This is a genomic window from Pseudomonas sp. MWU12-2319, assembly GCF_023242525.1.
Lineage (GTDB): Bacteria > Pseudomonadota > Gammaproteobacteria > Pseudomonadales > Pseudomonadaceae > Aquipseudomonas > Aquipseudomonas gingeri_D.
In genome coordinates this window covers 275,575-298,534 of record NZ_JALJES010000006.1, presented here as the reverse complement: position 1 = coordinate 298,534, position 22,960 = coordinate 275,575, and the positions used below count along the sequence as shown (strand labels likewise).

Annotated in this window: 19 protein-coding genes; 13 read left to right on the top strand and 6 right to left on the bottom strand. The window is 57.7% G+C overall.

What is annotated here, in order from left to right:
* The first annotated feature begins 161 nt into the window (after positions 1 to 161).
* A complete protein-coding gene (locus M5C01_RS12800; protein ID WP_103497443.1) occupies positions 162 to 827 on the top strand; it encodes an alpha/beta family hydrolase in 666 nt (221 codons plus the stop codon).
* A gap of 47 nt (positions 828 to 874) precedes the next feature.
* Here M5C01_RS12800 and M5C01_RS12795 read toward each other — a convergent pair whose 3' ends face one another.
* Positions 875 to 1,951: an alpha/beta hydrolase gene (locus tag M5C01_RS12795; protein ID WP_152739099.1), complete on the bottom strand. Its 1,077-nt coding sequence runs from the start codon at positions 1,949 to 1,951 to the stop codon at positions 875 to 877.
* Between the two features lie 297 nt (positions 1,952 to 2,248).
* Here M5C01_RS12795 and M5C01_RS12790 point away from each other — a divergent pair, with 297 nt between their 5' ends.
* The 4 genes from M5C01_RS12790 (at position 2,249) to M5C01_RS12775 (ending at position 8,170) form a co-directional block, all read left to right on the top strand.
* Positions 2,249 to 3,235 carry a universal stress protein gene (locus tag M5C01_RS12790; protein ID WP_152739096.1) on the top strand — a complete coding sequence of 329 codons (987 nt, stop codon included), beginning with the start codon at positions 2,249 to 2,251 and terminating at the stop codon, positions 3,233 to 3,235.
* Positions 3,236 to 3,330: 95 nt separating this feature from the next.
* Complete coding sequence (locus M5C01_RS12785; protein WP_152739092.1) at positions 3,331 to 5,727, top strand: phosphoketolase family protein; 2,397 nt, start codon at positions 3,331 to 3,333, stop codon at positions 5,725 to 5,727.
* A 29-nt stretch (positions 5,728 to 5,756) separates the two neighbouring features.
* On the top strand, positions 5,757 to 6,965 hold the full coding sequence (locus M5C01_RS12780) for an acetate/propionate family kinase (RefSeq protein WP_152739089.1): 1,209 nt from the start codon (positions 5,757 to 5,759) through the stop codon (positions 6,963 to 6,965).
* 227 nt (positions 6,966 to 7,192) lie between these two features.
* Positions 7,193 to 8,170 (top strand): 2-oxoglutarate and iron-dependent oxygenase domain-containing protein, encoded by a 978-nt coding sequence (locus M5C01_RS12775; RefSeq protein WP_152739086.1) that lies wholly within the window; start codon positions 7,193 to 7,195, stop codon positions 8,168 to 8,170.
* A 54-nt stretch (positions 8,171 to 8,224) separates the two neighbouring features.
* Here the strand turns inward: M5C01_RS12775 and M5C01_RS12770 are convergent, their stop codons facing one another.
* The 5 genes from M5C01_RS12770 to M5C01_RS12750 form a co-directional block, all read right to left on the bottom strand.
* On the bottom strand, positions 8,225 to 8,989 hold the full coding sequence (locus M5C01_RS12770; protein ID WP_152739083.1) for an ABC transporter substrate-binding protein: 765 nt from the start codon (positions 8,987 to 8,989) through the stop codon (positions 8,225 to 8,227).
* Positions 8,990 to 9,125: 136 nt separating this feature from the next.
* Positions 9,126 to 10,514 carry a heavy metal sensor histidine kinase gene (locus M5C01_RS12765; protein WP_152739080.1) on the bottom strand — a complete coding sequence of 463 codons (1,389 nt, stop codon included), beginning with the start codon at positions 10,512 to 10,514 and terminating at the stop codon, positions 9,126 to 9,128.
* On the bottom strand, positions 10,511 to 11,182 hold the full coding sequence (locus M5C01_RS12760) for a heavy metal response regulator transcription factor (RefSeq protein WP_152739077.1): 672 nt from the start codon (positions 11,180 to 11,182) through the stop codon (positions 10,511 to 10,513). Before M5C01_RS12760 ends, M5C01_RS12765 begins: the two co-directional genes overlap by 4 nt.
* Positions 11,183 to 11,327: 145 nt before the next feature.
* Positions 11,328 to 11,582 (bottom strand): DUF2790 domain-containing protein, encoded by a 255-nt coding sequence (locus M5C01_RS12755; protein ID WP_103497434.1) that lies wholly within the window; start codon positions 11,580 to 11,582, stop codon positions 11,328 to 11,330.
* Between the two features lie 185 nt (positions 11,583 to 11,767).
* A complete protein-coding gene (locus M5C01_RS12750) occupies positions 11,768 to 12,001 on the bottom strand; it encodes a hypothetical protein (RefSeq protein WP_152739075.1) in 234 nt (77 codons plus the stop codon).
* A 411-nt stretch (positions 12,002 to 12,412) separates the two neighbouring features.
* Between M5C01_RS12750 and M5C01_RS12745 the strand changes: the two genes are divergently transcribed.
* The 8 genes from M5C01_RS12745 (at position 12,413) to M5C01_RS12710 (ending at position 22,688) form a co-directional block, all read left to right on the top strand.
* Complete coding sequence (locus tag M5C01_RS12745; RefSeq protein WP_152739072.1) at positions 12,413 to 15,067, top strand: glycosyltransferase; 2,655 nt, start codon at positions 12,413 to 12,415, stop codon at positions 15,065 to 15,067.
* On the top strand, positions 15,067 to 16,506 hold the full coding sequence (locus M5C01_RS12740) for a radical SAM protein (RefSeq protein WP_152739069.1): 1,440 nt from the start codon (positions 15,067 to 15,069) through the stop codon (positions 16,504 to 16,506). Before M5C01_RS12745 ends, M5C01_RS12740 begins: the two co-directional genes overlap by 1 nt.
* A gap of 12 nt (positions 16,507 to 16,518) precedes the next feature.
* A complete protein-coding gene (locus M5C01_RS12735) occupies positions 16,519 to 17,322 on the top strand; it encodes a hypothetical protein (RefSeq protein WP_152739066.1) in 804 nt (267 codons plus the stop codon).
* Positions 17,319 to 18,482: an MFS transporter gene (locus tag M5C01_RS12730; RefSeq protein WP_178129830.1), complete on the top strand. Its 1,164-nt coding sequence runs from the start codon at positions 17,319 to 17,321 to the stop codon at positions 18,480 to 18,482. The genes M5C01_RS12735 and M5C01_RS12730 overlap by 4 nt, the downstream gene beginning before the upstream one ends.
* Before the next feature lie 45 nt (positions 18,483 to 18,527).
* Positions 18,528 to 19,313, top strand: a complete 786-nt coding sequence (locus tag M5C01_RS12725; protein ID WP_152739063.1) for a hypothetical protein — start codon at positions 18,528 to 18,530, stop codon at positions 19,311 to 19,313.
* A gap of 177 nt (positions 19,314 to 19,490) precedes the next feature.
* Positions 19,491 to 20,237 (top strand): substrate-binding domain-containing protein, encoded by a 747-nt coding sequence (locus M5C01_RS12720; RefSeq protein WP_152739060.1) that lies wholly within the window; start codon positions 19,491 to 19,493, stop codon positions 20,235 to 20,237.
* A gap of 201 nt (positions 20,238 to 20,438) precedes the next feature.
* Positions 20,439 to 21,221, top strand: a complete 783-nt coding sequence (locus M5C01_RS12715; protein ID WP_152739057.1) for an SDR family oxidoreductase — start codon at positions 20,439 to 20,441, stop codon at positions 21,219 to 21,221.
* Between the two features lie 390 nt (positions 21,222 to 21,611).
* Entirely contained in the window at positions 21,612 to 22,688 is a 1,077-nt protein-coding gene (locus M5C01_RS12710; RefSeq protein ID WP_177098998.1) for a DNA/RNA non-specific endonuclease, read from the top strand.
* The last annotated feature ends 272 nt before the right edge of the window (positions 22,689 to 22,960 follow it).

The following is a 22,960-nucleotide window of genomic DNA, read 5'->3' as shown; positions in this document are numbered from 1 at the left end:
GTCATTTCATGGAAGCTGCAAGGGCGCCATTGTTGCAGATCCAACCAGGGGAACACCCTGATAGTCCACCTCAACGTCCTCAGCATCCTGCTGTTGACCTGGACGACCACGACCGCTATTCCGGAAAAGGAACCTCTTGGATACGAACCGGGAGCACTCCGATGCTTGAGCCTCAATCTCGAACGCTGGACCTGATGGATGTCGAGTTGTCAGCCGACTTGTTCCTGCCGATGAATGCAAAGGGGCTGGTGATCTTCGTTCACGGCAGTGGCAGCGGCCGTACCAGCCCGGGTAATCGGCACGTTGCCCAAGCCCTTGCCAGGGAGGGACTGGGAACGTTGCTGTTCGACCTGCTCACGGAGACCGAGCAACGCCTGGACAACCTGACCCGCGAGTTGCGTTTCGATATCACCCTGCTGGGCAGCCGGTTGGTAGAGGTGATCGACTGGATCGGCCAGGATGTGGAGTTGCATTCGTTACGGATCGGCCTGTTTGGCGCCAGTACGGGCGCCGCCGCGGCACTGTTGGCGGCGGCTGAGCGCCCGGACAGAGTGCACGCGGTGGTCAGTCGGGGAGGGCGGACCGACCTGGCAACAGTGGTGCTGCCACGGGTGAAGGCACCGACCTTGCAGATCGTCGGCGCACAGGACCCCTTGGTATTTGGCCTGAACTTCCAAAGCAGTCATGTCCTGCGCTGTGAGCAGCGGCTGGAGGTCGTGGCGGGGGCAACGCATCTTTTTGAAGAGGCCGGCACCCTTGGGGAGGTCGCCAGGCTCGCTGGCGAGTGGTTCGAGAAGTATTTGCAGATGGAGTTAGTCACCCTTTGACGGGGCTTGAACACCAAACCCAAGGGCGAAGTCCCTTCAAATGGCTATCAAAGATGATCGGCGTCGACAATGGCCTTGGCAAAGGCCTGCGGATCTTCCTGCGGCAGGTTGTGGCCAATGCCGCCCTGGATAAGCCGGTACTCATATTTGCCGGTGAAACGCTTGGCATAGTCCTCGGCGGCGGGATGCGGTGCGCCGTTGGCGTCGCCCTCAAGGGTGATGGTCGGCACTCCGATGGACGGGGCCTTGGCCAACTTCTGTTCCAGAGGATCGTATTTCGTTTCCCCCTGGACCAGTCCCAGGCGCCAGCGGTAGTTGAAGACCGTAATGGCAACCTGGTCGGGGTTGTCCAGGGCAGCAGCGCTGCGATTGAAGGTGGCGTCGTCGAAGGCCCATTTCGGCGAGGCCGTCTGCCAGATCAGCCTGGCAAAGTCGTGGGTGTTCTTTTCGTAGCCGGCACGGCCCCGTTCGGTGGCGAAGTAGTACTGGTACCACCATTGCAACTCGGCCTTGGGCGGCAATGGGGTCTTGCCGGCTTCCTGGTTGCCGATCAGATAACCGCTGACCGAGACCAGCGCCTTGACCCGTTGCGGCCAGAGTGCCGAGACGATATCCGCCGAGCGCGCGCCCCAATCGTAGCCACCGAGCACCGCCTGCTTGATCTTCAGTGCGTCCATGAAGTCGATAACATCGCTGGCCAGCGCGGCGGGTTGGCCGTTGCGCACGGTGTTGGCGGAAAGAAAGTGCGTATCGCCGTAGCCCCGTGCGTAGGGCATGAGTACCCGGTAACCCTTTGCCGCCAGTAACGGTGCTACTGCGTCATAGCTGTGAATGTCGTAGGGCCAGCCGTGCAGGAGAATGACCACAGGACCATCGGCCGGGCCTGTTTCGGCGTAGGCCACATCCAGCAAACCGGCATCGATATGCTTGAGCAGGCCGAACGGGGTGGACTGGGCCGCACCGCTGGTGCCGCCAGTATTCACCGTTGCCGGGGCTGCTGCGTTGCTGGCTTGCGCGTGGGCGACACCAAGCGCACCGAACTGCATCAGCGTGAATGCGAGGACGGACGAGCCAAGCAGGCGGCGTTTTTTATCAACGGGGTGTTTCAACAGGGTTGTCTTCATGTTCCGGTGTCCTTTCAAACGAAGGGTCAGGTGTTCTGGCTGACTCTTATTTGAACGCGGAGACGTATCTGGCCTGTTTCAAGATTGCCCTGTGGGTGTAAATGCTTGTATCGAACCGGCTTGAGATACACGGTGATACACGACGGATTCTGCCGCGGACGGCGCGCTACAACAGCGTGCTTGTTGAGGGAGATCAAATTCGCCTGCTGCTTTGGGTCCACTATGGAAACAGACCATGAGCAGAACGGGCGTACATGGGTCAATCAACGGCGGGACTGCCAAATGCCGAGGTGAGTCATGATCCGATCATTGCGTCTACTGCTTATTGCACCTTCCCAACCGGTGCACACCCCTGCGTTGGAATATGCGGGGGGATTGGCGCAGACACTCAATTCGGCGTTGCATCTGGTTGCTTTCGTCCATGCAGCGGCACTCGATGTGGTCGGGCACGGCCATTCGGTCAATCTGGACAACGCCCGCAACGGCATGATGGATGTTTATCGGCAGTGGCTGAACAGCGAAGCGGTCTTGTTGCGTGAAAAGGGAGTTGAAGTGCAGTACGAGGTTATTTGGGGAAAACCATCCGCTTTTGAGCTGGCAGCCTACGCGCAGAACCTGAAGACTGACTTGATTATCAAAGACTTGCATGAGGAAGCTCATCTAAAACGTCTGGTGTTGTCGTCGCTCGATTGGGACCTGTTGTGTGCCAGCCAGACCTCGGTACTCTATATCAAGCAAGCACCAGCCCCTCGTCTGCGCAAGATCCTGGTGGCAGTGGACATTGAACTGGAGGGCGAGGCGCGCGCGACTGAAAATGACCAGATCATCAGCATGGCCCGGCAATTGGCGGATGCCTGTCATGCGTCGTTGCATCTGATTACGGTCTACCACTGCGATTCCGTAGGCTGCAAGAGCATTGCAGCAGCCCTCTCAAGTGCTGAGTTGCCGAGTTATGAGGCCCGCAGGAACGTATTCGATGCATTGGCGACTGAACATGGGTTCGCCAAGGAACATCGGCATTTCCTGGTGGGAGCACCGGCCAACGTCATTCGTAGCTATATCCAGCGTAATACTTATGATCTCCTGATCATTGGCTCTGCCAATCACCATCTTCTCAGTTCGACGATCGGGAGCACCGCGGAAGGGATTCTCGATAATCCCGTCTGCAATGTGCTTGCACTCAAACTGCCTCCCGCGTCCTGTAATGCGTATGCGCAGACGCAAGAGGGCGCGCAGGCCGATGGCGTGTCCCATCAATTGCAACCGGAGTTGATGGCTCGGTAAAGGCCGGGGAAACCAACTGGCTTGATGTAGATCAAGCAGCAAAGTGCTCCGACTCCGATAGTAAACGCTCGTGTTCGCACCCATCGGAGTTCTTCATGAGTGACTTTCTGAACAAGGATCAATTGGAAGGGCTCGATGCCTACTGGCGGGCTTCCAACTATCTGGCCGTTGGGCAGATCTACCTCAAGGACAATCCGCTGTTGCGCAGGCCCCTGGCACTGACCGATGTAAAACCTCGGTTACTGGGGCACTGGGGAACCAGTCCTGGCTTGAATCTGATCTACGTGCACCTCAACCACCTGATCAAGACCCATGACCTGAACCTGCTCTTTGTCACCGGCCCGGGGCACGGCGCGCCGGCCATCATGGCGCAGGCGTATCTGGAAGGGACCTACACCGAACTGAACCCGCGGGTGGAACAAAACGCCGACGGATTGCTGCAGCTGTTTCGACAGTTTTCCTGGCCTTATGGTATCTCCAGTCATGTGTCGGCGCAGGTGCCCGGGTCCATCAATGAAGGCGGGGAGTTGGGCTATTCCCTGGCGCACGCCTATGGTGCGGCCTTTGATAATCCCGATCTGATCGTCGCCTGTGTGATTGGCGATGGCGAGGCCGAAACCGGCGCACTGGCGGCCAGCTGGCACTCGAACAAGTTTCTCGACCCGCGGCGTGACGGCGCCGTACTGCCGATTTTGCACCTCAATGGCTACAAGATTGCCAACCCTACGCTGCTCTCGCGCATCAGCGAGGAAGAGCTCAGCGCCTTGATGTATGGCTATGGCTATGAGCCTTACTTTGTCGAAGGCGATGATCCCGAGACGGTGCATCAGGCCCTGGCTAAAACCCTGGACACCATTTTATCGGAGCTGCGCGAAATTCAGCGTACTGCGCGTCGGCAGCCCAGGCAGTCGGTGCCGGAGCGTCCGCTCTGGCCGATGCTGGTACTACGCACGCCCAAAGGCTGGACCGGCCCCAAGTTCGTCGACGGCTTGCCTGTGGAAGGGACCTGGCGTGCCCACCAGGTACCGCTGGCGGACCTGCAACAACCCAGGCATTTGATGCAACTTCAGGAATGGCTCAAGAGTTACCGCCCGGAGGAGCTGTTCAGCGCCGGCGGCGCCTTGCTGCCCCACATTGCCGAACTGGCACCGGGCGGACACCAGCGCATGAGCGCCAATCCCCATGCCAACGGTGGGTTGCTGCTGCGCTCCCTGGAAATCCCGCGTTTTTCGGAATATGCGGTCAAACTGCCAAGCCCCGGGGCCTTACAGGCAGAACCGACACGTGTGCTGGGCGTGTTTTTGAAAGAGGTCATGAGAAGCAACCTGGCGTCTGCGAACTTCCGGCTGTTTGGCCCGGATGAAACAGCTTCCAACCGGCTCGACGCGGTCTATGAGGTCAGTGGCAAGACCTGGATGGCGGACCTGGAGCCGGGAGACAATCATCTGGCCGCCGATGGGCGGGTCATGGAAATACTCAGTGAACATGTGTGCGAAGGTTGGCTGGAGGGTTACCTGCTCACCGGGCGTCATGGGCTGTTTTCCTGCTACGAAGCCTTCATTCACATTGTCGGTTCGATGGTCAATCAGCACGCCAAATGGTTGAAAACCGCCGCCAGTGTGCCCTGGCGCAAACCCATTGCCTCGCTCAACCTGTTGCTGTCTTCCCATGTCTGGCAGCAAGACCATAATGGTTTTTCCCATCAGGACCCGGGATTCATCGATCTGGTGGCCAACAAGAAAGCCGAGGTGGTGCGTATTTACCTGCCACCCGATGCCAATTGCCTGTTGTCGGTGACAGATCACTGCCTGCGCAGTCGCAATTACATCAATGTCATTGTCGCGGGCAAACAGCCGGCCTGGCAGTGGCTGGATATCGAATCGGCCATCAGCCATTGCCTGCGTGGCATTGGTCGCTGGGCGTGGGCCAGTCATGACGATGAGGTCCCGGATGTGGTGATGGCCTGCGCCGGTGATGTGCCAACCCTGGAAACCCTGGCGGCGGTGACCTTGTTGCGCGATTACGTAGCGGATCTGAAGGTCAGGGTTGTCAATGTGGTCGACCTGATGGTGATCCAACCCGATAGCGAGCACCCCCACGGTCTATCGGAGGGGGCTTTCGAGGAACTTTTTCCCCGCAATATACCGGTTATCTTTGCCTTCCACGGCTATCCATCGTTGATCCACCGGCTTTTGCACGGTCGCGGACAGCAGGAGCGTTTTCATGTCCGGGGGTTCAAGGAGGAGGGGGCCACCACGACGCCCTTTGACCTGACGGTGATCAACCAGCTGGATCGTTACCAACTGGCCCTGGATGTGATTGAACGTGTCCCACGCCTGCAGCCGCAGGTCGAGACCGCGCGTGCACGTTATTGGGCCTCCCGGGAAAGGCATGCCCTGTACCTGATCGAACATGGCCAGGACTTGCCGGAAGTGGCGCAATGGCAATGGACGCCGGCCTCCGAAAACGGAGCGGACGGCCCTGGCCAGTAACGGCTGCGGCAAAACAGGAGTGCACCACGATGGATGATCCTTGCCCCGCGTTGTTGGTGTTTAACGCGGGTTCTTCGACGCTCAAGTTTTCCCTTTATGACGCGAGCCTGTCAGCGCCCCACTGTCTGGGGCATGGCAGTGTCGAAGTGCGCGAACACAAGGCCAGCCTGAGTTATCAGGACACCCGGCTCAAGGCCGGGCCGCAGGCGCACTGGTCGAGTGCCGGTGACGGCATGGACGCTGCCACCTTGAGCCACCTGATGGGCTGGATCGACAGCAATACCCGGTGGCGTGTCCGCGCCGCGGCCCATCGCGTGGTCCATGGCGGCCAGCGGCGCGAGGTGGCGGCGCTGGTGGATGGGTCGCTGATCCGCGAGATGCAGGCGCTGACGCCGATGGCGCCGTTGCACCAGCCGTTGTGCCTGGCGCCCATGCTCCACTTAGCCCGTGAGTATCCCGGTATGCCCCAGGTGGCCTGTTTCGACACTGCGTTTCACCACACCCTCGATCCACTGGAAACCCTTTACGGACTGCCCAAGGCCCTGAGTGAGGCGGGCATTCGCCGTTACGGCTTCCACGGCTTGTCCTATGAGTATATTGCCGGTGTTTTGCCCGATTACGACCGCGATGCGGCACAAGGGCGGACGATCGTCGCCCACCTCGGCAACGGCGCCAGTTTATGTGCGCTGCATGACCGGATCAGCCGCGCGACCACCATGGGCTTCTCCACGCTGGACGGATTGCTCATGGGCAGTCGACCGGGAAGCCTGGATCCCGGGATCGTGCTGTACCTGCTGCGTGAGCGCGGCATGAGCGTGCAGGCAGTCGAACACCTGCTGTATCACGAGTGCGGCTTGCTGGGTGTCTCTGGCGGCGAGGCCAGCGATATGCGCACGCTGATGGCCAGCCGTTCGGACGCCGCCAAACAGGCCATAGCGTTGTTTGTACGCCGCGTCGTCAAGGAAATCGGCGCGCTGGCCGCGGTGCTCGGTGGCGTTGACGCGCTGGTGTTCACCGGTGGCATCGGAGAACACGCGCATGAGGTGCGCGATGGGATTCTTGAGGGGTGCGCTTGGTTAGGCGTAGTTCGAAAAAACACCGGCAGTGAGAAGCCCGATCAGGCCGTGTCTGCCTGCCTTTCCCAGGCGCAGAGCAAAGTATCGGCATGGGTCATTGCCACTGACGAAAACGCGGTCATCGCCCGGCACAGCCTGGCCTTGCTGCCTCAGGGGGTGTAACCGAAAGCCGCACCTGATACGTGCTCATCGCACACTGTTGGGGCGTATGGAAATCAATGGTCACGGGGAAATCCACCCCACCGGCGGTATTGAACAGTGGGTAGGCGCTTTGGCGTGCGGTGAAGGGGTGTCGGGCGAGAGGGACGGCACGGTAAATGCTTATAGCTGTATATACAGCTGAGCAATAAGTGCGTCATGTCCTCTCAACCACGCCCCCAGGAGTGCATATGTCTTCCAGCATCCGTCTTCCCCTGATTGATATGTCCGGTGTTCGCGAAGGTGACCAGGCGAGTATTCGTCGAGCCGCCGATGCCATCCGGACTGCCTGCTGCGATACCGGCTTCTTCTACATCATCAATCACGGTGTACCGCAGCCGGTGATCGACAGGGCGATGTCGGCTGCCGCGGAGTTCTTTGCCTATCCGACCGAGGTCAAGCGCGAGGCGGCCGTCAACAAGCGCCATCGTGGCTGGCACGCGCTGGGCGGGGCTACCATGTACGAAGCCAGCAAACCCGATCACAAGGAGTTTTTCAGTATCGGGCTCGAGTTGGCTGAAGACGATCCCAGCGTGCTCGCCGGTGAGGCGCTGCGCGGCCCGAACCAGTGGCCGGCATTTATGCCGTCGTTGCGCGAGGTCCTGGCCGAGTACTATCAGGAAATCGGCAAGGCCGGGGCGGATCTGTTGAGGGTGGTGGCGGTGGGGTTGGGGATTGACGAGCATTTCTTCATCGACAAATACACCAAGCCTTTGCAACGCACCCAGATGGTCTATTACCCGCCGCAACCGGCCCAGGCCGATGCCGATCAATTCGGGGTGGCGCCCCACACCGACTACGGTTGCATCACCTTGCTGTATCAGGACAACAGCGGCGGCTTGCAGGTCCGTGAGCTGGGCTCCAACAGCTGGATCGATGCGACGCCGATCCCGGGCAGCCTGGTGGTGAACGTCGGCGACCTGCTGGCGCGCTGGTCCAACAATCGCTTTCGCTCGACCTTGCATCGGGTGATCAACCGCTCAGGTCATGAGCGTTACTCCATTGCCACCTTCTATGATCCGACCTATGGCGCCCTGGTCGATCCCTGTGAGCTGGGGATCGATTCGGCGCAGAGCCTGTATCCGCCAGTGGCGGCGGGGGACTACATACTCAAGAGAATCGATGACTCGATGGCGTATCGCAAGGGCAAGGCGCCAGGCGTTGAGTGAACGCCGTAAACGGCAGGGAGGATGGCACGTACAAAAGGGGTCCCCCTTCGCGACTCACTGCGACAGGTAGTCCTTTTGTATCCGTGCCAGCGTCCCGTCACGGCGAAGCGCTTCAATCGCTTGGCGCAAGTCGTGGACCTGTTCGGAGGAGCATTGCTTCGAGCAGGCGAGATAGAGATCCACCGTGCTCATGACGGGGCTCATCAGCAGCTTGCGGCTGGAGACCTTGGGCCAGATGTACTGGCTTTCGGGGACACCGTTGAACCACGCATCGATGCGGCCTTTCAAAAGCATTTGCGCGGGATTTTCCCCAATGGTCAAGGGGTGGATCTGCTTGTCGCTGAAACCTTGGGCACGCAGGATTTCCTCTTGCGCACTGCCCAGGCCCACGCCGATCACATGGTAGATCTTCCTGGCTTCGGCGAAGCTGCTCACCCGGTGCTCAAGGCTGAAAAAAGCACGGTCCATGCTCATGATGGGCGCAATCCAGGTGAAGTGATCTTCGCGCTCGGGCGTACGTGACAACGGGGCGATCAAGAGGTCCTGCTTCTCACTGACGTATTTTTGCGACCTGGCCCAGGGCAGCGCCTGTATATGAGCGACATAGCCGGCTTTGGCAATGGCCATCAGGGCGGCATCTCCGACGATGCCGTGCCCCTTGGCGTCATCGACAAGCGTCAGCGGGGGCGCGTCGATGATAAACAGGTCGATCGGTTGTGGCGCAGCCCATGCGTGATAGCTCAGCAGCAGGAACGCCGGCAGACACAGCTTGGCAAGGGCCTGGGTACGAGTATGGGCTACGCGCGTGATCTGGCTCATGACCTGATATCTCAAGCACGGCTGGCAGCTCCCGGAAAAGCCCGGAGAAATCATGGCGACCGCTGACTTAGCGTAGCGCGGATTTGAGAGAAAGCCGGAGTTTGGCGCAAATGAACGGGTGATCGATCCAACCGATTTATTGCTCGCGCATCGGGAAGGACAGCTCGAAACAGGTCACGCCACTCTCGCTGGTAACGCTGTAGTGACCACTGTGCAATTGCATGATGGTCGCTACGATCGACAGGCCAAGCCCATTGGATTGGGCCGAGCGCTCACGCGATTGATCAACCCGATAGAACCGCTCGAACAGTCTCGGCAGGTGCTCCGCCGGGATGGTGGTGCCTTGGTTGCACACACGCAGATGGATGCCAGTGTCCGACGGTATGGCCTGGATCAACAATTCGGAATGCGGTGCTCCGTACTTGATCGCATTGGCACACAGATTGGCCAGGGCGCGGCGCAGCAGGACGGGTTCGGCCCAGATGACCCCTTCACCTTCCGCGCGGATGCTGATGTCGGCGTCTGCCGCCAGACCTTCGAAATAATCAGCCATGCGCTCCACTTCTTCAGCGGCGTCCAACTCCTGGCGCTGCTGACGGGCACTGCTGGGGTCGGTGCGCGCGAGGAAAAGCATGTTGTCGAGCATGCGCGCCAAGCGCTCCAGCTCTTCTACATTGGAGGCCAGTAGCTGCTGGTAATGTTCAACGCTGCGGTTCTGCTGCATGGCGACCTGGGTTTCACCCAGCAGGTTGTTGATGGGGGTGCGCAGTTCATGGGCCATGTCCGTAGAGACGTGAGCCAGTTGCTCAAAACCCTTGCCCAGGCGCTCGAGCATGGTATTGAAAGAGTCGATCATCGGTAACAGCTCCTTCGGCGCGCCCTGGCTGTCGAGTCGTTCGGTCAGGTTGCCGATGCCGATGCCATGGGCGTGGCGTGCCAGGCGCCGCAGCGGCAGCAGGCCGCGGTGAACCATCAACCAGCCGGCCAGGGCCAGGACAATGGCCGCGACGCTGGCGAGGATATAGACGCTGAGACGGTAGCTGGCCAGCACCGCGGTGCGTTCGGTCATCAGGCGGCCGATGGTCAGTTGCAGCTTGCCCGAGTCGATATTCGCAGACACCGCGGCGAAGGGTGCACCATCGACTTCCGCTACTTTATGGACATCACTCAACTCCAGGGTGTGCTCCATCGCGACCGGAACCAACTGGGGAATATCGAGGTTCCCGGGATTGACCACGAGCAACGGAGGCCCCCCTGGAGCACCAATGCTGAGTACCGATTCGCGGTTGCCCATCATGTTCTGAAACAGCGCGGGCTTGGTTCTGATCAGATCCCGGGTGTTGCTGTCATTGAGCAGGTTACGCAACTGATTGACGCGGAAGACGAGGGCGGCTTCGTCACGGTGTATCAGCTCGCTCTCCAGTTCGCGGTACAGCTCGACCCCCATGGTCGCCAGCAGGGCAAAGGCCAGCAAGGCAAACACCAAGGCCAGGCGCAGTGTCAGGGAATAATGACGACGCTTCATGGTTGCGTATCGAAGCGGTAGCCAATGCCACGCACGCTGTGGATCAGCTTGAGCTGGAAAGGATCGTCTATTTTCAGGCGCAGGCGGCGCACCGCCACGTCCACCACATTGGTGTCGCTATCAAAGTTCATGTCCCAGACTCGAGAGGCGATCAGTGAGCGGGATAACACCTGCCCCTGATGCGTGGCAAACAGGTGCAGCAGGGCAAACTCCTTGTTGGTCAGCGTCACTCGCACGCCAGCGCGGATGACGCGGCGTTTGATGACATCGATCTGCAGGTCATCGATCTGCAGTTGCTCTTCCTCCCGGGTCGGACCGCGTCGGGTCAGTGTGCGCAGGCGGGCGACCAGCTCGGCGAAAGAGAAGGGCTTGATCAGGTAGTCGTCGGCCCCCAGTTCCAGGCCTTTGATACGGTCGGCGATATCATCTCGCGCGGTCAGGAACAAGACCGGCGTGTCGGCCTCCTTGCGCAGGCGGCGCAGGACTTCCCAGCCGCCCATCTTCGGCATCATCACGTCCAGCACGATGACGTCGAAGGACGTTTCCAGGGCCTGGTGCAAGCCGTCAACGCCATCGCGGGCCAGGCTGACGGAGTAGCCTTGCTCCTGCAGGCCATTGAGTAAATAGTTGCCCGCCTTGGGTTCGTCTTCCACTACCAGGATATTCATGGGTATTACCTTGGTTCAGTTTCGGTATTCGATTCACGAAAGCGGACCAGAAAGCCGCGAGCAGGTGGCGCGAGTATAGCCCGATCATCAGCTGATACTGCGTGTGGCCCCCGCTCCTTGTCAGCCATCTTCGTAAAGCTCCCCATCAGTTTTCGTTCGAGCAGTGCCCTTGAACCTGATAGTCCAACACATGTTCCCGACCCTGATGATCCAGGTAATCGAGCTTTGCCGGGATCACGCCGCATTGATCCGAGAGGTCGGTCATGGACAAGACTTTCGCCACGTCCATCTGGACGAAAAAACCAGTCTTGTCATGAATCACCGTAGGACTATCGGTGGTGCTGGCGAAGGCTGAACCGGTGGCGAGGAGGGCGGCGAATCCGAGCATAAGAAGTTTCATGGCATTGTCTCTCTGTCTGAGTGGGCTGCCTGTTGTCTGGCAGTGGGTTCACAATAACGAGGCCACTCAAACAGCCGACGAACAAAACAATGACAAAGTTGTAATGCAAGCTCGTCCGAAACCGGGGCCTGTGAGCACCGGTTCGGATCGAGACGAAGGAGGGTAGGATTTGGCTGGAAGTGCCTTTACCTGACGGGATGTTCCGCTGCCTTGCATTCCGCCAGGAAAGCCCTTCCCATGGGGGTCATTTGAGCACCGCTATAGATCAGTTGCGGATGGCTGACGTCGGCCAGCGCTTGCGCATAGTTGAAGCTGATCAAGCGTTCCAGCGTATCGACCTCGGCAGGATCCTTGATCTCACTTTTGCCCTGGGCGATTTCATTCAGGAGACTGTAGAAGGCGGTGTCTTGTTTGTTCACGATTTAGCCTCTTTCCGGGGTTGTGCCTGCTGATGAGGGCCGTGCCATCACTACCAATATAGCGCTCCCAGCCTTGGCGCACGCAATTCAACCGCCAGCCGCGCGCCGACCGAAGGCGGCAGTACCGCATCACGCTGGAGCAGGGGCCCGTAACAGGCTGCCTTTTACGCGGATGACGCTGTTGTCCTGGATGCTGGAAATACCTTGTCCCCCTTTTCCAGGCCATGAATAAATAAAACCAATACTCGTCTGTATGAGTTGTTGATTCGACTCGTACAGACGAGTATTTTAATTTCGAGAGGTTACTTATGACCCTCTCATAAAACAAAAAATGGATAAAGCATGATTCAAGGCTAGCCGTTTCGAGTGCGTGGTAATCAATGACTTCCTATTGGTTTGAGGGGTATGAGCATGCAGGCTGGAGCCATATTTATATCATTTGATGCTGTCGCGGTATCGGGCATTACGGTCGAAGCATTAAAGATGGCCAAATGCCTTGAGCAGAGTGAGATTACGTCCTATCTCGACCTGGGCTATGACATCAAGATCGACAAAGGCAATTTCAACAGGCCTTATGATCACGAGAAAAATATCTATCAGGGCGTGTTTACCCTGGTTCGCATCGAAGACATAGAGACTGTCCCGCATTACAGCCGTGATTTCATAGAGTATTCGCACAGTGTCCTGATCGGTCAAAAGACTGCGGTTTCTCCAGAAGAGCAGGAACGGCTTTTAATCGCCATTCGCGAGTCGTCACAGGCACTGGCTCATCGAATGGTGCAGTTTTGGGAAACACTGGATATCCGTTATGTGATCGTTGAAAACGGAACGTTGCCGGAAAACATTATTTACACCCGAGCCTTGTACCTGGCCATCGACGCCTATGGGCAAAAGCATGGCCTGGGGAATTTCGTTATCTGGCGCGATCATGACCTGATGTGGAACAGTGAGAAGACCGTGATGAAATACGGTCCGGAGCCGTATCCCCATGCCGTCAAGCCGGTTCAATCCCGCTACATCACCTATGTGACCCTCAATCAGCACCTGAAGAACAAACTCGAGGAATGGTGCGATCACGCCGTCGACGTCAAAGTCAGGAAGAATACCTATGATTTCAGCGGGCAGGGGACCTGCACGAACATCAAGGAAAGCCTGGATATCCGCGACAGCGACGTCCTGATTGCCCGCACGACCCGCATCATTCCGCAAAAACGACAGGACAGGGATATCCACCTGGTCCATCGGTTGAACGCGCTTTTTGCTCGGAACGGTAGCCGCCGAAGAGTATATCTCGCGGTCGCCGGCGATCCCCATGAACATCCTGGCTATTTTGAAGCCTTGAATAAACTGGCCCGGGAGCTACAGATCGAGGCCTTTATCAAGTTCATCGGCTCGTTGCCCCATGACTCTATGCCGACAAAGGAAAAGTCCACGACCATTGAAGATTTGTATTACTCCTGCGACCTGGTTTCCTTTCTCACTTCCTGGGGGTATGACAGCTACGGCAATCCCGTGGGGGAGGCGATCAGCAGCCGGCGCTGCTATATCACGAGCCGCTACGAATATTATCAGGAAGTCTATGGCCAGCATGGTTTTGAAGCGCCAGTCATGTCGATCTCGGAAGATCAGGATGGCCTGCCTGATGATGACTTTATTGACGATGTCTATCAGTTGCTGAATAACAAGACGCTGATGGCTGAAATGGCTCATAAAAATTTCACCATCGGTCAGCAGGTGCTCTCCAATAACGTCATTGGCATGCTGGACTTGAGTCCTTCTGGAGGAAATATGCGTGAGGCCGTCTTTGTCTCGGTTGTGCTGCCGGTTTATAACGAAAGTGATCGCATCGATAGTGTGCTGGATTCTTTACTCAATCAGAAAACACGGGGTGGCCTGATTACCCACGCCACCTATGAACTGATCATCGTGGATAACAACTCCACGGATAACTCGGTAAAAAAAATCAACGCCTTCAAGGCTGAAAACCCGACCTTGGATATTCACGTTATCCAGGAGACCACCCAAGGTGTTTCATCTGCCAGAAAACGCGGCATGGACTATGCCTCCTTGCGCTCAAAACAGCGCGACATCCGCCTGGGAGTCAAGAATAAACACTACATTGCTTCCGCCGATGCGGACTGCACCGTGGACCCTTACTGGCTGCACGCGCTGATTGAAAAAATGCTCGAGGAGAACGGCGATCTGGGCACCTGTAATTACTATTACAACGAAGCGTCCTTTCGCCATCGGCCGAACCTGCTCAACGAGATCCAGAAGACCCTGCGCTGCCGCGAGATGTCATTTTCACTGTTTGGCGGTTTTCCGGACGGCAAGGGGTTTGCCGTCGAGCGGGGTCTCTACGACAAAGTGGGCGGCATCGAGATTTTCTACCAGTTGGACAAGGGCCGCTTTGTCGAACACCTCTCCGATGACTGGGATTTCGGGATCCGGGTGATCGCCTGGGGCGGCAAGCCGGTCTACGCCCACGATTCCCGTATCGAGATCAACAGCCGTCGTGTGGATACCATTCTGGATGAGGTGATTACCGGCAACGCCTATGGGCAGGATGGAATCATCATCATGAAGGACGTACGCCCCGACGTCGAAGAGCAAACCCCAACGCTGCGGGACACCACGCCTGTGCAGTCGCAACAGGCCTGGGACTACTCGATCAAGGACTATGTGCCCAAAAACATCGTGCTGCCGGCGCTGCTCAACCCGCGGATTCTGCTGGAAAGCCCGGCGGTACGTGAGTTTTTCAGCGAGCCGGTGGCCGATCGTATGTATCAGCGTATCGATGAAATCAAACAGGGCTCGCGGGTCATCGATTTCAAACCGATTCACGCCTACAAGACCCCGTCCTATCGCCTCTATTTCGAGTTCCGCGAGGAAATTTTCAGTGCCCTGCGCCGTGCCGTCGGCGAGGACATCGGTTTCCCGCCGCCATTGCCGGCCTGCTTCGATGGGGTCAAACCGGAAGACTTCGAGCGCTTTGTCTACTACTTCGCCGAAGACCGCGAGTCCGGTGAAGCCCATAACTACTTTGCGAACGGAGGGGTATTCTGATGAATGGCGAAGCGCTGGGCTCACTGAACGATATCGACCCGAACTATCCAACGCCGCGGGTCTACGACTTTCTCTCGCGCCCCGATAACAGCGCCTTTCTGGAGTACGTGTTCAACGACCCGTTCGGCTGCCATGTTTTCCCTGGCGATATCCCCGACTATCCGCTGTCCTCTTTTTTTGCCGACATGGATCGCGATATCAAGCAGGCCAGGCAGATCCACCTCTGGGCCTATATTCCCACCTGCCGCTACCGTTGCCATTTTTGCCAGTATCCGACGGTTATCCTGAACCCCAAGGCCGCCTCGTCGCAGCAGGTGTTCCGGGATCTGGTGGATTACAACATCAAAGAGGCCACGATGTGGCTCCAGAAAGTCCCCGGTCTGGCTCAGGCAGAAGTGGGCGAATTCAACATTTTTGGCGGTACGCCGTCACTGCTGCCTGAGCAGGAACTGCGTCGTCTGATGGCGTTCTACCGGAGCCATTTCAACTTCTCGGCCGCCACCCTGCGCTTTGAGGGCGAACCGGGCACCCTGAACAAACCCTACCTGTCGCTGTTGAAGGAGCTGGGGTTCAGCAAAATCAGCTTCGGCACCCAATCCTTCAATGACCGCATCATCTCGGCCTGCGGTCGCATGCACTCCGCTGACGAGTGCGTGGAAACCATCCATCACGCCCGTGAAATCGGCCTGGACTGGGTCAGCGTCGACCTTATCTACGGCATGCTCGGCCAAAGCGTGGATGACGTCAAATACGACATGGAGAAGTCCCTCGAGCTCGAGCTTTCCCATGTGGTCATCAGCAAGCTGCACATGGAAGAGTTCATGAAAACCCGTACCGGCGTGTCGGGAGAGAAAGAAAGCCACTGGCAGAGAAAAGGGCTGATCAGTGTCAACGACATGAGCTTCCCGGGTCTTGGCAAGCAGTATCAGATGCGCGAGCTGGTGGAGCAGCACCTGTCGTCCGGTTATCGCGAACACCCGACCATGTACTTCCACCAGAACCATCGACAACCGGAGAAATGGAAGGGGCTTATCACCGATCTCGATAAACAGTACCCGGAAGTGGCGATCGGTCTCGGTGGCAGCTCGAAATGCACGGGCTCCGAAGCCATCAATATCACCGGCTACAACAAGTACAAGCAGGCACTTGATGAAGGCCGCCTGCCGATTGATGAAAGCCGGGGGTTCTCACCGCTCCAGCGCGAAGTGAATGCTTTCAAAATGGCACTTTCCACGCTGATTCCAGTGAATGACCAGGTCTTCAAACAGCGTTTTGAAGGCAGAAGCTTTTACGACAATCCGATTATCGGCGGCACGCTCAAAACCCTGGTCGACAAGGCTCTCGTCAGTATCGATGGTGATCTGGTCAGCCTGACGCCCAACGGCGTAACGCTGGTCGAAGCCGTCATCAACACCCAGTTCGTGACGCCGCAAGCCTGAGGGGGGTATCCGATGGAACAGCAAAAAAGCTCATCCGTGCCGGTCTTCAGCCTCTACTACATTGCTATCGACACTGAAGCCGGCGTGACGCCAGAACAGTTTGAGCACTTTGTTCGCCACAAGGGCGTACATATTCCCAGCTATCCGGGCTGGAGCTGGACCTTGTTACGCGGGTTGCGGGGCGAACGGGCAGGGCAATACCTGATGCTGTTTGAGATCGACAGCGCCGCGCAGCGCGATTGTTATATGGCCGCGGATGGTAATAAAACAGAACTGGCCCACCAGTTCTGGCGTGAACATCCCGAAGCGCTGGATATTCTCGGGGAGTGGAAGCGTTACGCTACCTTCAGCGAACTGCCCACCCTTTACACCGATTATCGGCTGCTGGCGGAAAACAGCAAAAGCACCGTGCCCCATGGCCCGCGTTACCAGGAGCGGGCAGGGGAGGAGCCTGTCGCGCGGGTTATCGGCATCCACAATCTCGCGTTGCGCCCCGATGTCCAGGCGCAGACCTTCGAGACCTTTATTGCGCAAAACCACCAGCGCATCGAGGACTATCCGGACTGGAAATTCCGCTTGCTCAAAGGCGAGCGGGGCAACCGTCTGGACCAGTACGTGGTGCTGATGGAGATCGCGAGCCTGAAGGCGCTCGATGTGTTTTATCCAGAGCCGGATATCGCCACCGATGAAGCGGCGAAATTTGCCCGGGCACACCGGGACACCAAGCAGATGTACGAAGAGTGGAAGCAACTGGCCTCGTTTTCCGGCTCGCCGCAGATCTATACCGACTATCTGTCAGTGGCGCAAAGCCTGTGAGTACAAATGTATCCCTCTCGCAGAGCAGCGAGAATCTTCGTCAGCAGCACGCCACACGGGGCATCTTCTTTATTGCCGGGCTGGGCATGGCGTCCTGGGCGCCGTTGATTCCATTTGTCAAAGCCCGGCTCGATATTGATGACGGCACGCTGGGCCTGCTGCTGTTTTGTATTGCGGCGGGCTCCATGCTGGTAATGCCCTTTACCGGGCGCGCCATCGCCAGGCTCGGCTGTCGGACGCTGATCCTTGCCTGCGCAGCGGTCTTCTGTTTGATCCTGCCGTTCATGATGCACGCCACCTCTGCCGTGGAGATTGGCGGCGCATTGCTGGTTTTTGGCGCGGTGAACGGCCTGTTGGATGTGTCGATGAATGCCCAGGCGGTGATTGTCGAACGTGACAGCGGGCAGGCGAGGATGTCCGGATTTCACGGTTTCTACAGCATTGGCTGTGTCGCCGGGGCAGGGGGCGTCAGTCTGCTGCTGTGGGCTGGGCTGATGCCTCTGCAGGCCATTTTCCTGATCGTGCTGCTGATTGCGCTTGTGGTGATGACGGCTTCCGGTCATCTGCTCGCCAAGCGGCCGCAGGAAAGCGGTGAGTCTGGCGGCACGTTTCAGGCGCTCTCACACCCGGGGATTCTGTTTATTGCCGTGTTGTGCTTTTTCATCTTCCTGATTGAGGGCGCGATGCTGGACTGGTCGGCTGTGTTCCTTCATTCGGAGCGCGGCATGGAAAAAAGCCATGCCGGTTTTGGCTACACCCTTTATGCCATCGCCGTCGCGCTGGGCAGGTTGTACGGCGATCGCCTGGTCAACGCGTTCGGCCGGCAACGCATGCTGATGCTGGGCGGTTCATGTGCCGCAGTCGGGCTGCTGCTGATCGTCTCGGTCGATCTCCCTGGTGTGGCCCTCGCCGGGTTCATCCTGGCAGGCATCGGCCTGTCCAATATCATCCCGATTCTGTTCACCACCGCCGGCAACCAGCCGGATGTCCCGTCGAGCTTCGCGCTTTCGGCCGTGACCCTTATCGGTTACACGGGGTTGTTGAGCGGCCCGGCGCTTATCGGATTTGTTGCCCACCATTCCAGCCTGACCACGGCTTTCAGCGCGGGTGTGGTGATCATGCTGCTGGTCTGTTCCAGTGCCCGACGCATTGCGCGTTGAGGCTATGACAGGGCTGTCCTGACGTAGTCAATCCATGGAGTCTTTATGAGTCAATTATCCGGTCCGGTGTTCAGCCTGCATTACATTGGCCTCAATTTGAAAAAGGGCGTTACGGCTGAGCATTTCGAAAATTTCGTGCGCGAACGCGGCGTGGGGATTCCGGCTTATCCCGGCTGGCATTGGACATTATTGAAAGGGCTGCGTGGTGAAAGGGAAAACCAGTATCTGATGCTGCAGGAGGCACCCAGCGCGGAACAGTACGCCCAGTATATTGACCGCAACGGCGATCAGACCATCCGTGCGCGGGGGTTCTGGCGGGAACATTCGCAGGCACAGGCTCTGATTGCCGAGTGGAAAACCTTCTCAACCTTCGCCGAGCTACCGACCATCTTCTCCTACTATTCAACAGTGGCTGAGAACACCAACAGCTCGCTGCCGGAAGGCCCTAACTATCAGGCCAAAGCGGTGGCCCGGGTGGTGGGGATTCATAATCTGGCCCTGCGTTCCGGCGTGGCGCCGGAGACCTTCGAGGCGTTCATCACCGGCAATATTCACCGCGTGGAAGACTACCCGGGCTGGAAATTTCACATGCTCAAAGGGCAGGGCGGTAGCCGCCTCGACCAATACGCGGTCATGCTGGAAATCGAAAGCCTGGAGTCCCTGAACGCCTTCCACCCTGAGCTGGACGTTTCGACGGACAAGGCCCTGACGTTCGTGCGCGAGCATCAGGAGAGTGAGCGTATGTACGACGAGTGGCGTGAACTGGCGTCTTTTTCTGGCGCGCCGCAGCTCTATACCGACTACATCTCCATCGCCGGCAACAGTGGCTGAAAGGACGCTTGGCTAAGAGGTTTATTCCATCAGGCTGTGGGTGTTTTTCTGGCGGTTGATCAAGCGTAGGGGATTGGTTGAAATGCGCTTGCCCCAGGGCTAGTCTCATCCGGCCCCAGTGTTGTCTCAGCCGAGGGCGATGTCCCCGGGGTTCTAGCGTGATCTTCAGGTAGGGTTATGAAGTCAAAACTTGCAGTCGCTGTTTTATTGCTGACAGCCTTCAACGGTGCGCAAGCCGCTGAAATCAAGGTGTTGACCACGGGAGCATTCAAACCGGTGTTATTGGCCATCGCGCCGGAGCTTGAGGCTTCGAAGCATATTACCCTGAACATCTCTAACGGTACTGCTGGGGAACTGAACAAAAGGATTGAGTCAGGGGAACGTTTTGATGTGGCGATTCTTACGGACTCGCTGGTCAGCAAGTTCGAAGCCGCCGGGAGTATGGACAAGGATACTGCGAAGAACGTCGCGAAGGTCGGTATCGGTGTGGCCGTCCCGTTGAACGCTCCGAAGCCCGTGATTTCCACGGTCAACGACTTCAAGTCCATGCTGCATTCTGAGGCAAAAATTGCTTATATCGACCCCAAGTCTGGAGGCTCATCGGGGATCTACCTGACTGGGTTATTCGATAAGCTGGGCGTTTCTGAAGAGGTTGCCAGAAAGGCTGTCCTGGTGAATGGTGGGCTGGTGGGTACGAAGCTCGTCGACGGTGAGGCAAGCGTTGCCATTCATCAAATCAGCGAATTATTGGCTGTACCCGGCATCCAGTTTGTTGGAGCGCTCCCGGCCGAAATCCAGAGCTATACGACCTACACGGCAGCAATGGCGAAAGGTTCTCGGCATGCAGAGGACTCGCTCGAGTTGATCAAGGCGTTGGGTGAAGAAAAAGCCGTGAGTTTATTGCAGGCCAAAGGGATGGAATGAGCGCCATTTCTGTCCTTGGCGTTTTTGAGGGCCGCTGCTGATCGTACAGCAATTGCTGAGATGCTCGAACGCTTCTGAGCTTTAATCCATGTGGCTCGAAACGCTCCTCACGGGTGGTACCAGTGCCAGGGCGAAGTTTTTTGGCCTGGCCGCCGTAACGTCAACTCCCGTGTTCATCAACCATACGCGGAGGAAAACAACATGAATCGTTTCGCAGGCAAAGTTGTAGTCGTGACAGGGGCCGGGACAGGCATTGGGGCCGCCACGGCCCGCCGGTTCTTGTCCGAGGGCGCATCGGTGGTGCTTAACGGCCGCCGCGAACACAAGCTCGCCAAAACAGTGGAAGGAGCCGATCCGACCAAGGTGATGCTCCATCCTGGCGACATCTCGGACGAGACGTACGTCAAGCGGCTCATAGCCGACACAGTCGCCAAGTTCGGCCGGCTGGACGTACTGGTCAACAACGCCGGCTTCGCCATCTTTGGCCCATTCGCCCAGCTTTCCACAGAGGACTGGCGGCGACAGATCGCCACTGACCTGGACGGAGTCTATTTTGGCTGCCGGGAGGCGTTGCCTCACTTGCTCGCCACCAAGGGCTCAATCGTCAACGTATCGTCAGCCTCCGGCCTGGGTGGTGACTGGGGAGGAAGCGGGTACAACGCAGCGAAGGGGGCGGTCAGCAATCTGACCCGGTCGCTTGCCCTGGAGTACGCCGCTAGGAACGTCCGGGTAAACGCCGTCGCTCCCAGCCTCACCAGCACCGATGCGACGGCAGATATAGAGAAGAACGAGGCCATCATGTCGGCGTTTCGCGCCCGTCTGCCGGCCGGTCGGCAGGCATTACCGGAAGAGGTCGCGGCTGTCATTGCGTTTCTGGCCAGTGATGACGCCAGCTTCGTCAACGGGGTAATCATACCGGTCGACGGCGGTTTGGCCGCATCTAACGGCCAGCCAAACTTTCTCGCGATGTTCGGGGAGGACTGATACGCCTGGCACCGCGCTACGGGTGTCCTTGGCGTTTATCGTTTTCTGTGAGAAGCATCGGGCGAACGCTTGTCAGCTTGCTGACACCGTCGCTCGATGTTGCTGGGGCGTTTTTGCCCGTGGCGGTGAAGCGGCTCGGTTCAGAGCGCGGAACCGTTGCAAGCAGTCATGCCGGCGTAGTGGCTTGGCTTAGGTGCCATGAGGTTACGTCGATTTATGCAAGCCAGGGCTCGTAGGTCTCAATCCGTTACTTCGCATAATGTATATTATGTTAAATTAAGTGATATGTTTCGAATGTTACTGCTGCGGCGCACACCTTGCTTCGCTGTTCACACTCCCTGTACGATTTCCCCAGTTTGTTTGGCTATCCACTCATTCCAAGGAAGGACCATGCGCTTCGTACAGTTCCTCAGCAATCCTCCTGAAAATTTCAAGGGTGGAGCCCGCCAGCGTGTGAAACGGCTCGTTGCCGAGATGTCACCGGGGGTGAAGCCTCACACGCCAACTCCACGAAACAACACGGTCCTGCCTCTTTCGATGTATGAAGGTGGAGTGGCTGACACCCGGCACGAAGACTGCCACCGAGGACACCTCATTGCTCTGGAGTTTGGTGGGCCCGAGTCCTCGAGCAACCTGGTTCCGATGTATGGCTCATTCAACTCGGGAGGTATATGGCGCCAATTCGAGCGTGAGCTTGAGAGCTGGGTGGATGCCGCAGGAGGTAATTGCGAAGTGGCCATCACCTGCGATTACGCTACCGAAATTTCCGAAGAACAGCGTGTGCCCACGCGGTTCACGATTATCACGAAAGTCCTGGCCGGCCTGCACGTCAATCGCACACGCACGTGGCCTATTCTGCATCCAAAGCCAGCGCCTATCATCGGCGGTGCCGACCCGACGAAGAAGGCCGAATACCTCGCACTCATCGACGAAATGACAAACGCAGGCTGGAACATCCAGGACCAGTTGAATACTGTAGGGTTTCCCTCTTACCGACGGCTCCCCGTTTTTCCTGCCGCGGCAAGGCCTTACGCGTTCCTCGATTATGCCGAGTGGAAGTCCGTCAAGGATGACCCCAAGCAGCTTGCGCATTGGAATGACCGCGTAATACTGTCGCAGGCAGCCGAGTTCTCAAGCACACAGATCGAAACTATCCGCGCAGTCAACCGCGTTCTCAACGATGGGTATCTTATAAGCGACGACATCGTTGACCCTGTGTACACCGACAAGTACCGCATTCCAGGCCAGCGGGTTGGTCTACTGGTCGAAGGTGGTCATGATCTCACACCTCAGGTCGATCACATTATTGCCAAGTCTGCCAGCGGAGCGGCCGTTTACAGCAATGCCATGTTGATCAGCGCCAAGCACAACAGCGACAAGCGCGCACGATTGGCGTTCGCAGACAGCAATGCTTTGAGCAGCATTGTTCGCGGTACCGGCAGAGTCAAAAGATATAAGCCTTACTGAACTTGATTTCGAAGACTCGATAGCTGCAGGCAAGCATCAGTGCCTGCCCTCCTCTCGGGCCTGTGAGCTACTTATGAACATCTGACATCGCCCACTTGTTAAATACGATATATTCATAAGGTCCCACCTGGTGTCAGCTTCAGACATTACGCCTTAAATTTCTGTCGCCTCCTCAAATCGAACCCGCGGACGCTCTGCTTGGAGCCTCTCATCGATTACACTGATGATTACTATCGAAGCCCCCGCCTATTGGGTTGCCAGAACCGATTCAT

What these genes read in the sequence shown, in the direction of transcription:
- M5C01_RS12800 (WP_103497443.1), top strand. Translation starts at nt 162, where the DNA reads ATGCTTGAGCCTCAATCTCGAACGCTGGACCTGATGGATGTCGAGTTG.
- M5C01_RS12795 (WP_152739099.1), bottom strand. Translation starts at nt 1,951, where the DNA reads ATGAAGACAACCCTGTTGAAACACCCCGTTGATAAAAAACGCCGCCTG.
- M5C01_RS12790 (WP_152739096.1), top strand. Translation starts at nt 2,249, where the DNA reads ATGATCCGATCATTGCGTCTACTGCTTATTGCACCTTCCCAACCGGTG.
- M5C01_RS12785 (WP_152739092.1), top strand. Translation starts at nt 3,331, where the DNA reads ATGAGTGACTTTCTGAACAAGGATCAATTGGAAGGGCTCGATGCCTAC.
- M5C01_RS12780 (WP_152739089.1), top strand. Translation starts at nt 5,757, where the DNA reads ATGGATGATCCTTGCCCCGCGTTGTTGGTGTTTAACGCGGGTTCTTCG.
- M5C01_RS12775 (WP_152739086.1), top strand. Translation starts at nt 7,193, where the DNA reads ATGTCTTCCAGCATCCGTCTTCCCCTGATTGATATGTCCGGTGTTCGC.
- M5C01_RS12770 (WP_152739083.1), bottom strand. Translation starts at nt 8,989, where the DNA reads ATGAGCCAGATCACGCGCGTAGCCCATACTCGTACCCAGGCCCTTGCC.
- M5C01_RS12765 (WP_152739080.1), bottom strand. Translation starts at nt 10,514, where the DNA reads ATGAAGCGTCGTCATTATTCCCTGACACTGCGCCTGGCCTTGGTGTTT.
- M5C01_RS12760 (WP_152739077.1), bottom strand. Translation starts at nt 11,182, where the DNA reads ATGAATATCCTGGTAGTGGAAGACGAACCCAAGGCGGGCAACTATTTA.
- M5C01_RS12755 (WP_103497434.1), bottom strand. Translation starts at nt 11,582, where the DNA reads ATGAAACTTCTTATGCTCGGATTCGCCGCCCTCCTCGCCACCGGTTCA.
- M5C01_RS12745 (WP_152739072.1), top strand. Translation starts at nt 12,413, where the DNA reads ATGCAGGCTGGAGCCATATTTATATCATTTGATGCTGTCGCGGTATCG.
- M5C01_RS12740 (WP_152739069.1), top strand. Translation starts at nt 15,067, where the DNA reads ATGAATGGCGAAGCGCTGGGCTCACTGAACGATATCGACCCGAACTAT.
- M5C01_RS12735 (WP_152739066.1), top strand. Translation starts at nt 16,519, where the DNA reads ATGGAACAGCAAAAAAGCTCATCCGTGCCGGTCTTCAGCCTCTACTAC.
- M5C01_RS12725 (WP_152739063.1), top strand. Translation starts at nt 18,528, where the DNA reads ATGAGTCAATTATCCGGTCCGGTGTTCAGCCTGCATTACATTGGCCTC.
- M5C01_RS12720 (WP_152739060.1), top strand. Translation starts at nt 19,491, where the DNA reads ATGAAGTCAAAACTTGCAGTCGCTGTTTTATTGCTGACAGCCTTCAAC.
- M5C01_RS12715 (WP_152739057.1), top strand. Translation starts at nt 20,439, where the DNA reads ATGAATCGTTTCGCAGGCAAAGTTGTAGTCGTGACAGGGGCCGGGACA.
- M5C01_RS12710 (WP_177098998.1), top strand. Translation starts at nt 21,612, where the DNA reads ATGCGCTTCGTACAGTTCCTCAGCAATCCTCCTGAAAATTTCAAGGGT.